This window comes from Pseudomonas frederiksbergensis (assembly GCF_017114915.1).
Lineage (GTDB): Bacteria > Pseudomonadota > Gammaproteobacteria > Pseudomonadales > Pseudomonadaceae > Aquipseudomonas > Aquipseudomonas frederiksbergensis_I.
The window spans coordinates 45,536-54,441 of record NZ_JAAUOE010000037.1; the positions used below are offsets into that span (position 1 = coordinate 45,536).

10 protein-coding genes and 1 pseudogene are annotated in these 8,906 nt (G+C 51.0%); 5 read left to right on the top strand and 6 right to left on the bottom strand.

Annotated features, from left to right (window positions below):
* The first annotated feature begins 41 nt into the window (after positions 1-41).
* Entirely contained in the window at positions 42-302 is a 261-nt protein-coding gene (locus HCU66_RS21940) for a BPSL0761 family protein (RefSeq protein WP_205890556.1), read from the top strand.
* On the opposite strand, the pseudogene HCU66_RS21945 reads toward HCU66_RS21940, so the two are convergent.
* The 5 genes and pseudogenes from HCU66_RS21945 to HCU66_RS21965 all read right to left on the bottom strand — a co-directional run.
* Positions 282-515: pseudogene (locus HCU66_RS21945) on the bottom strand (IS5/IS1182 family transposase); the annotation flags it as partial. The gene HCU66_RS21940 and the pseudogene HCU66_RS21945 overlap by 21 nt on opposite strands.
* A gap of 105 nt (positions 516-620) precedes the next feature.
* Positions 621-1,832: an MFS transporter gene (locus HCU66_RS21950; RefSeq protein ID WP_205890546.1), complete on the bottom strand. Its 1,212-nt coding sequence runs from the start codon at positions 1,830-1,832 to the stop codon at positions 621-623.
* Between the two features lie 82 nt (positions 1,833-1,914).
* Entirely contained in the window at positions 1,915-2,868 is a 954-nt protein-coding gene (locus HCU66_RS21955; RefSeq protein WP_338136459.1) for a SphA family protein, read from the bottom strand.
* Positions 2,869-2,989: 121 nt separating this feature from the next.
* Entirely contained in the window at positions 2,990-3,568 is a 579-nt protein-coding gene (locus HCU66_RS21960) for a carboxymuconolactone decarboxylase family protein (protein WP_205890547.1), read from the bottom strand.
* 19 nt (positions 3,569-3,587) lie between these two features.
* The gene (locus HCU66_RS21965) at positions 3,588-4,712 is read right to left on the bottom strand and encodes an FAD-dependent oxidoreductase (RefSeq protein WP_205890548.1); all 1,125 of its coding nucleotides are present in this window, start codon (positions 4,710-4,712) and stop codon (positions 3,588-3,590) included.
* A gap of 198 nt (positions 4,713-4,910) precedes the next feature.
* On the opposite strand from HCU66_RS21965, the gene HCU66_RS21970 reads away from it, so the two are divergent.
* Genes HCU66_RS21970 through HCU66_RS21985 form a run of 4 tightly spaced genes read left to right on the top strand, consistent with a single transcriptional unit; the run spans position 4,911 to position 7,975 of the window.
* Positions 4,911-6,065 carry an alpha/beta hydrolase family protein gene (locus tag HCU66_RS21970; RefSeq protein ID WP_205890549.1) on the top strand — a complete coding sequence of 385 codons (1,155 nt, stop codon included), beginning with the start codon at positions 4,911-4,913 and terminating at the stop codon, positions 6,063-6,065.
* The gene (locus tag HCU66_RS21975; RefSeq protein WP_205890550.1) at positions 6,062-6,370 is read left to right on the top strand and encodes a hypothetical protein; all 309 of its coding nucleotides are present in this window, start codon (positions 6,062-6,064) and stop codon (positions 6,368-6,370) included. The genes HCU66_RS21970 and HCU66_RS21975 overlap by 4 nt, the downstream gene beginning before the upstream one ends.
* Positions 6,363-7,196, top strand: a complete 834-nt coding sequence (locus HCU66_RS21980) for a DODA-type extradiol aromatic ring-opening family dioxygenase (protein ID WP_205890551.1) — start codon at positions 6,363-6,365, stop codon at positions 7,194-7,196. The genes HCU66_RS21975 and HCU66_RS21980 overlap by 8 nt, the downstream gene beginning before the upstream one ends.
* On the top strand, positions 7,193-7,975 hold the full coding sequence (locus tag HCU66_RS21985) for an alpha/beta fold hydrolase (RefSeq protein ID WP_205890552.1): 783 nt from the start codon (positions 7,193-7,195) through the stop codon (positions 7,973-7,975). Before HCU66_RS21980 ends, HCU66_RS21985 begins: the two co-directional genes overlap by 4 nt.
* A 41-nt stretch (positions 7,976-8,016) precedes the next feature.
* Here the strand turns inward: HCU66_RS21985 and HCU66_RS21990 are convergent.
* The coding region (locus HCU66_RS21990) for an AraC-like ligand-binding domain-containing protein (RefSeq protein ID WP_205890553.1) at positions 8,017-8,906 on the bottom strand (890 nt) is incomplete at its 5' end.

Sequence of the window (8,906 nt, forward strand, 5' to 3'; positions counted from 1 at the left end):
GTGGCATGCGGGGTCGCGCCCTCTGGCTACTGGAGCGCGTCATGCCTATACACCGTCCAATCGCCACAGTTGCTACTCGCCAGTTACTGAAAAACCTTACCCGAGACTCGCGTGTTCCTGATGATTTCAGGGAGACCGTGCTGCGGCTGTTGGAACACTACCCGACGGCCCAGGATGTACTGACACTGGGGGAGCGCGAGAGCTACCTGCAAGAAACGGTGTGTATCAGTCACACCCTTTCCGCCCTCGGTGAAGGTGAGGAAGGAGGAAAACTGCAGGCTCCCTTTTTTCCCGGCACCTGAAGAGGCTCGTGTTGCACGTACCGCAGTGCAATCGATCATCCATGTGTCTAGATCGATCAGACCTTCCCGGTTCAGTCGAATGTGCAGACGCTCCGAAAGCGATCGGCAGAGCACACCAGGCGGCTCCCGAGCACAGGATTCCATGGAAAACCAGGCGATCATCTCTGCGGGGGCGACCCATTTCTGCTCTGGAGAGACCAGATCCTTGATCAATTCCTACGGTGCGTCGGAGACTTCGTAACGCTTTGCCATGCGGGCCTGCAGCCAGTCACGGCAACAATCCAACCCGCACCGACTTTTCGTACAGAACCTATAACGTCACAGAGCGACCGGTTTTTTGAATTGCTGCTGAGTTTTACCGCTTTCAGGCAGAGTCAATATGACCAGAGCCGATAGGACGAAAAAGCCCGCGCAAACAAGAAGCCCTGCTGCCAGGCTGTAATAAGTTGCAATGCCGCTGAGCAGGATAGGAGCGAGTGCTGCGACCCCTCTTCCGGCGTTAAAGCAGAAGCCTGCACCCATGGTGCGGACTCGAGTGGGATAGAGCTCGCTGAAATAGGCACCGAAAATACCGGGGAAGGCTAGGAAGAAAGCGTACACTGGCCCAATCCAGAAAAGGTATTCGCTGTTTGAGGTGAAGAGGTAGATAGGCACTAGCATCGCTGTAAGTAGCAATGAAAGTATAATGCTCCTGCGCTTACCAAGCTTATCTCCAACGTACCCAAAAAAATTCAGACCAAAGAAATTTCCGAGATTCAGCATTGCCATAAAGCCTGCCATTGCGCTCAGACTCAAACCACGGTCTTGAACAAGATAAGTAGGAAGCCATGTACTACTGCCCCAGTAACCGATCAGAGCAAGGCTCGCAGCCAACGTACCAAATATTGTCGAGTGTCGAAGTTCTCCGACAAAAATTTCCTTTATCGATACTCTTTCGGTTTTCTCGCAGCGTTGTGCTTTCTGAGCGATCCAGGTCGGAGATTCAGGTACCCAGAAATAGATGTACAACACCGGCAAAATTACCGCTACACCCGACCATAAGAACATCGTTCTCCATTCGGGTAGTAGGAATTTGGCGCCGAAAGCTGCAACCATAGCCCCAATCGGAAATGCGCTGACAACAAAAGAGGTAGCGCGTGCGCGCTGGTACGGTGGCCAAGTTTCCACTACGTAAGTGGATACGATGCTCCATACCCCACCTAGTCCTAATCCTGAAAGAAACCGCAGAGCGATCAATACGTAGAGATTGTGCATGTTGCTGATCACCGCGGTAAGAACACCAAACGTGATCAACGAGGCGAGTAAAGCGTTACGTCGTCCGAAGTTGTCAGAATACCAACCAGTGGTGATGCTGCTCACGCCAATGCCTAGTAGTGTTGCTGTGGCGAGCATCGCTGCTTCGTTGATACTAAAACCAAGGTCTTTGCTGATGACGGACAATGAGAGTGATAATAAAATAATTTCCATGGCATCGAACAGATAGGCAATGAAACCACCGATCAGTACGTGCCATTTTGAAATTTTAGCCATGGTGTTTATCTCTTTATTGTTTTGGGCTTGAGTCGGAGGCCTGATAAGTAAGCTTAGTGCTCTGCGCTAATTTATTAGGAGCTTAAAAATGATAGGCAGCTTGCAACCAGAGGCGATCACCTGCGGCTCGATTTTCGACTTTAGTTTCGTGTTGCCATTTCAGAACGAAACCGACTCCCGAGCTCTGGTATTTGACCGACGGGCCCACGGCGAGCACCTGGCCGCGGTTTCCATTTGGAGAGACGGACTCACCATGTTGCTCATCGTCAGTCAGCTGCTTATAAATGTAGCCGTTCAAGCCAATCTGCCATTGCTTGTCGATATTGTAACCAATATTGTAGTCAGCAATAAATTCCTGGCCAGATTTGTAATGGGTGGCCGAGTTTTCAGTGTTGACGACGTATGCAATCTTCGAGCTGATTTCAATATCCTCGACAGGATAGGCTGTAAATGAGTACCACGGTGCATATGACCATGTGTTTCGGCCCGGATTGAATAGATGCTCCTTATCGTAAGCGCCTATCGGAGCATAGATCTCAACTCCCGTCATTTGTTGGACAAGGGGTGAGCTCCAACCCAGAATTATCGGTACGATTGTCAAATCGCCGATTCCTTGTTGATTATCACTACGATGCACTCTGCCCGCTGAGGTATTCACATCGAAGCTGATGTCGCCTTTAATCATGGGCAGGGCAATGCGACTGGCAAGCTTCGCTCCCAGGAGTGTGTAGTCTGTATAAACGTAGTCCAACCGAGCAGAAATGGCTTGAACATTGATTTCAAAATCATGAACGCCGGCTTTGCGATTACCCGAATCATCCATGGTCTTGTTAGCTTGATAATCGGATAAGTATAGAAACCCGGTCAGGCCCGGCGGTGGCATTCTGCCGGCGAGCACTGTGTTAACCCCCAGGGGATAGACCGTGCCTCCTCCTTCGGTTGCATACGAAGATTGAATCAACGACAACATTCCAAGTACTACGGCGCTATTGATTAGCTGTATTTTTTGTGGTCTTGTCGCAGGATTGGTTTTCACCTTAAAATTCCTATTGTTTTTATAGTTTGCAAGTAGTTAATGCGGGCACGCTTGGTGGATGGCAGATATCGGGGGTCGATAGCTTGTAATTTACTAAGGATTGCTTGTGACTATTTTCTTTTTAATTGGTATCGACAATCTCTTCAAATGGGCGTTTATCGTAATTATGATCAAGATGAATATTAAATACGTTCAGGGTCATTGCCACCAAAGCGTAATAACCTAATAGCCCCGTTAGCTCGACGACTCCTGCCGTGCCAAAGCGCATTTCCACATCCCTATAAAGCGCGGCATCAACTCTGCGGGTGCTGTACAGGCGTTGAGTGAAGCGGTACACCAGCTCTTCATCCGGCTCCACGAAAGGAGGTGGTGTCCCGGCTAGGATCGCATCGATCACATCACTGGAAATACCATTTTCTCTGGCGATGGGCTCATGAATCTGCCATTCCGCCTGCGATCGCCACCACGCCGCGGTCGTTAATATTGCAAGTTCTGTCAAGCGCGTGGGTAATTGCGTGTCGTAGCGACAAAAGGCACCTAAATGTTGTGCTCGATTTGCCAGTTCAGGGCTATGAATCCAGGCTAAAAACGGCCCGTCAAGGTTCCCCCTGGGCCCTTGCAGGATTTCTTGCAATATCTGCTTTTGCTTTTCGTTGAGGTCTGCCTCAGGCAGGACGGGCAGCCTAGATCCATTACTCATACTTTCCTCCGGGTGATTTTCAGGCAGGTTCTGCCAGCATTCTGAGGGTGCTTTCTACCAGTTCGGTTTGCGCGCTGATGGGTGCACCAGCTTGCTCTCGGCGGCCAATTTCCAAGGAGTTATCCACGACTAGCCGGCAACGTGGATAACGGCGCTCCATGTAGCGCTGCAACACGAGCTCAATGGCGTCGCCTTTGGCTATTTCCTGGCTCAAAACGATTCCATCTTCAACCGCCATGCCTGCGCCAGAGGCCAGTTGAGGTGTAGTTGGATGTGCAGCATCACCGATCAACAGGACTCTTCCAAGATACCAAGGCGCCGGCAAGACTAATCCCTGCAGTGGTCGCATAATGATTGCAGACTCGACACTAAGTTCTTCGCGTAAGGCGCCTATCACCCCACCATAGGGGATTAACAATTCACGTAGTCGAGAGTGAAGTTCTGGTTCGCTAAATCGATTTGCAGAGGACGAGTTCTCCAAGAGGAACATGTACATGTTCTTGTCGGAAACTGGACTCAGTCCAACTTTTACGGGGCCCCCAAGAAAATAATGTCTGCAGTCAATCTCTGAGGGGCGAGGTGCTACAAGTCGCCACGCATTCTGCCCCGTGAAAAATACTTCGGGTGCTTGCGGGAAAATCAACTTTCTGACTTTGGAATTGATGCCGTCAGCCCCTACGACTAAGTCGTACTGCTCAGTGCGGTTATCGCTAAACAGTACATTGACATGATTTAACTCCTGATCGAGTGAATTTACTGTGATGCCCAGTTGAACATTCACGCCACTGGAGAGAGTGAGGTCGGCAAGTATTCGATGTAGGTCTGGACGCATGATGCCTCCACTTCCACATACGCTAGAATCCGCAGGCATTGGGGTTGGCAATTCAGCTAGCTGCTTGCCTGCAATATCGCAAACTCGAATGCCGTGACCCGTGTATGCAATGGCTTTCACTTTCTCGTAGATACCTAGCTCTTGGAAAGCGCGCAGGGTAGGGCCGGTAATTGTAATGCCCGCGCCATAGACTCGCCAATTGGGATCTATTTCCACCAGATCGACTACGATACCAAGACGAGCTAGCGATATTGCGCTCGCCATTCCACCAATACCTCCTCCTACGACAAGTGCTTTTTGTATCGCGCTCATGAACCTGCTCCTATAAAGATAGGGCGAGATTACCGCGAGGATGTCATGGCAAATTGATTCACTTAGCAGTCGAAATTGTTTCGGCATGCGCGGAGTCGAATTGCGCTGATCGAGTCAAAAAGCAATGCGGTCAGGGCAAAGATTACGTGTATCACAGTTAATACCATGGGGGCTCACTTTTGAATTGGAAAGATAGTAATGAGCAACCTGCCGCTTACTGACTTCGATGTACAAGGGCGTCCGAAGACATTGGCCGAAGTCAAACTTTGGATGAAGGATCGCCTTCAAAAACGCGTGCACCCCATGAACATGCTCGACTCCGATGAAGGGCCGCTATTGATCGATAGCCTCACTGGGCTTGATGGCGCCGCTTGGGCTGCCGTCTGGTTAGGGGCGGGCAATACTGTCGGTGAACAAGCCAAGCGTGCAGAAGCTTCGGGCGATACAGAGCTGGCAAGTGCTCTTTACATGAAGGCCAGCGGTTTGTATTTCCTCGGTCGCTTCCCATGCCCAAACCATCCTGATAAAGAACGCTGCGCTAGCCTGGAGCGTGAGACTTATCTGGCGGCCAGTCGTAGTTGGAAAGAGCCGATTCAACGAATCGCTATTCCATTTGCAGGTCGAGCGGAGGAAGGAGCGGAAGTCATTGGCTATCTGAGAAAACCTCTAGGTATCAAGTCACCACCCTTGATTGTGATGTGGGGAGGTGTCGATGCATGGAAAGAGCAAATGACAGCCGCTTGTAACGCCTTTCTCGCACGAGGCGTGGCCACTCTGGCGCTCGATAATGCGGGTACTGGCGAGTCCCCCGTAAAAGGTGTTGTCGATGCTGAGCGACAATTTATAGCGGCATTGGATTGGGCTGCAGAGCAGGAAGATTTGCAAGGTGATCGAGTTGCCTTGCTGGGTCGTTCGTTTGGTGGATATTGGGCCACGAAGCTCGCGCACACTGCCGCCTCCAAAATAGCGGCTGCCGTAAACTGGGGAGGTGGTGCGCATCATATGTTCGAGCGCTCATGGGTTGAAGCTTCGCGATACCCAGACAGCTATTTGATGGAGCTGGTTGAGACCCGCTGCCGCATGCTGGGAGCCAATAGTGATGAAGAGTACATCGCAGGTTTCAAGCAACTGTCACTTCTAGATCAAGGCCTCCTCGATCTTTCGAGTGCTCCTTTGTTGCTGGTCAACGGGAAACATGACCGTCAATGCCCAATTGAAGATATCCAACTGCTCCTCGAACATGGTTCACCAAAAAGCGTTCGTCTGTTTCCTGGCGGACATATGGGCAATACACCGCAGACATTGCCAACCATTGTGGACTGGGTCGTAAAGCACCTGGGGGTGACGAAATGAGCGCGAGCAACTGGCAACAAAATATGCCAACCCCCGAAGCTTACTGGATGAACCGAGTGTTGTTCGACGTGCATCACAAGCCCGATCATTTGGAGCGTTATTTACAGAGTCCTGACTTGTACATGGCCGATATCAATCTTGGCGTGGAGCAACGCGACGCAATTCGTGATAACGATATCGGAGCAATGTATCTCGCGGGCGTCAACCCTTATCTGTTGCGTGCCCATTGCCTGGGCTTACATATTCCAGAGCATGAATTTCTGGCATCACTGCGAAAAATCAAAGGGGAAGTCAACAATGGCTGAGCTCGTAGGTATATTCGCGGCGAGTCATACACCCGTGATGCTCAACTTTCCCGAGGCTATTCCAGACGATCAACGACTGGAGATCTTCGACGCTTTCAAGTCACTTGGTCGGCGCATTCGGGAGGCTCGTCCGGATATTCTGGTAGTCATTTCGGACGATCACCTTCACAACTTTTTTCTTGATAACCTGCCTCCATTTTGTGTTGGGGCAGCGGATAGCTACGCCACTCCGATCGAGCATTGGTTAAAGGCACCAAAGCGCCAATTGCGTGGCGCACCTCAATTTAGTGCCCATTTGATCTCGACCGCTTTCGAAAACGGCTTCGATCCGTCTCTGTCGATGGATCTCACGCTGGATCACGGTGTACTCACACCGCTTGAGCTGTCAGGGCTGTCTGGCGAGGTTTCCATCGTTCCACTACTGGTAAATTGTGTACAGCCACCCTTACCGACCATGACGCGTTGCTTACAATGGGGCGGGTTACTCAGGCAGTCCATCGACAGCTACCAAGTGCCTGTGCGCGTGGCGATCTTAGCGACAGGAGGCATTAGCCACGATATCGCGACACCACGTATGGGCCTGGTGAACGAAGCGTTTGATCGCAGGTTTCTCGAATTATTAGAGGGTAACGATAATGATGCGTTGCTCAAGCATGCAACCGAAGAAGTGCATACCGCAGGTAACGGGGCTGAAGAAATCAGGACTTGGCTTATAGCTCACGGTGCGGCGCAAGGAATACCAGGGGTGCGGAAGTTCTACCAAGCCGTTGCCAATTGGTACACAGGAATCGGCTTGATGGAGTGGGCTTGCGAGGAATATCAATGACAAGTAGGCCCTTTCCGGGAGTGTTCATCAAGGGGGATGCTTCTAAACCGACATTGGTTCTTCTGCATTCAATCGCTACCAGCAGCGAGATTTGGAAGCCGCTGACGTCACTCTATACAAGTGCTTTTCATGTAGTCTGTATTGATATTCCGGGGCACGGAGACGCGCCACGGCTCAAAGTAGCCGCCGATATGAAACACTATGCCGATTACGTACATGAGGTACTTGAGACCTTGCGGTTGCGTCCTCAGGCGATGCTCGGAATTTCTCTAGGCGGAATGATCGCCCAAGCTTTTGCCGCTACGTCAGAGAGTTTGCAGGCTGTGGTCTTGGCAAACTGTTCGAACTATACCCCCGAACTCGTGAAGCGGCTTTGGGATCAACGTTTAGCGAGTGCTGAGCGCAGTGGTATGGAGGGACAGGTTGAAGCGACGTTGGAGCGCTGGTTCACACCAGGATTTTCTTCCCGGTCGCCACTGTGCATGCGGTGGATTAGCAGTCTGATAAGTAACACTTCCACCGAGGGGTATGCCGACGCCATTCGTGCGATACAAGCATTGGATCATCGACAATCGCTTAAGTCTTTGGAGCTGCCAGTATTAGCAGTCGCTGGTCTGCACGATCTTGCTGTTCCCGTATCGGTGGTGGAGACCATGGTTGAGGGGCTGCCACGGGGCCAATTGCTGACGCTCGCTGATTCTGCGCATCTAAGTTGTGTCGAAACTCCGATAGCGTTCGCTGAAAAAACCGCTGAATTTTTACTCGAGGTGTTGAGGTAATAAAGCACCGTCATTGATTTTCAGCAATGACGGTGGATGACCTAGCTTGCTATGAAACGCTTGCGCCAATCCCGTGGAGTGCAGTTGAATTTCTCACGAAAGGCTCGGCTAAAATGTGCGACATCGCTGAATCCCCAGCGAAAGGCGATTTCGCCGATAGATCGATTACGGAGCTGATCGTTGTTCAGATCTGCTCCACATCTATCAAGTCTTAGGCGCCAAACTGTTCTCATGAGGGTTTCCGGTTCTTTCGAATAGAGCTCATACACGTACCGGGTGGACAGGCCGATTCCTCTCGCAATTGCTTCGGCGTCTAATTCAGGGTCATCAACGTGAGCATCGATGAACTGATGGATACGCTGCCGATGCATTTCCTTCAGTCGATCTGGAGATAGGTCATGGCTTTGTTCCAGTGACAGCAACGCTGTCGATAATAGGTGCGGTAAGGTTCCAGCAATTCGATCCGCGACGCCTTCACTCAGTGTTGGTGCTAACTCAAACAACTGGTCGAGAACTCTACCGAACAGCGTTCCCACGCCCTGTCTTGCGTCTATGGCAACTGCTGTAAGGTCATCAATTATCGGTACTAAAGCGCGTAATGGTGCGATGGGCAGATACACTGAGCGCGTATGGATTTGCCCAGTTTTTATGTGAAAAGCTCGGCTGGGATCCACTATGAAAATTTGCCCGGCCTGGATATAGCTTGTCCTTCCACCTTGGGAGACCTCTGCTTCACCTTCCTGCTGAAGTGTGACGAGTAATCTCGATGGAGAGCGCAGATGGATGTCTGAGGGGGCGCTAGAAGTTGAGTGCGCCGAGAACCTCAAAGACGCGAACTGCAGGTTACGACCACAATAAGCGGAAAATTCGCTACAGAATGGCTGTGAATCCGTGGGTCGTACGGACAATCCTATGGCAAAGTTATCAGCCA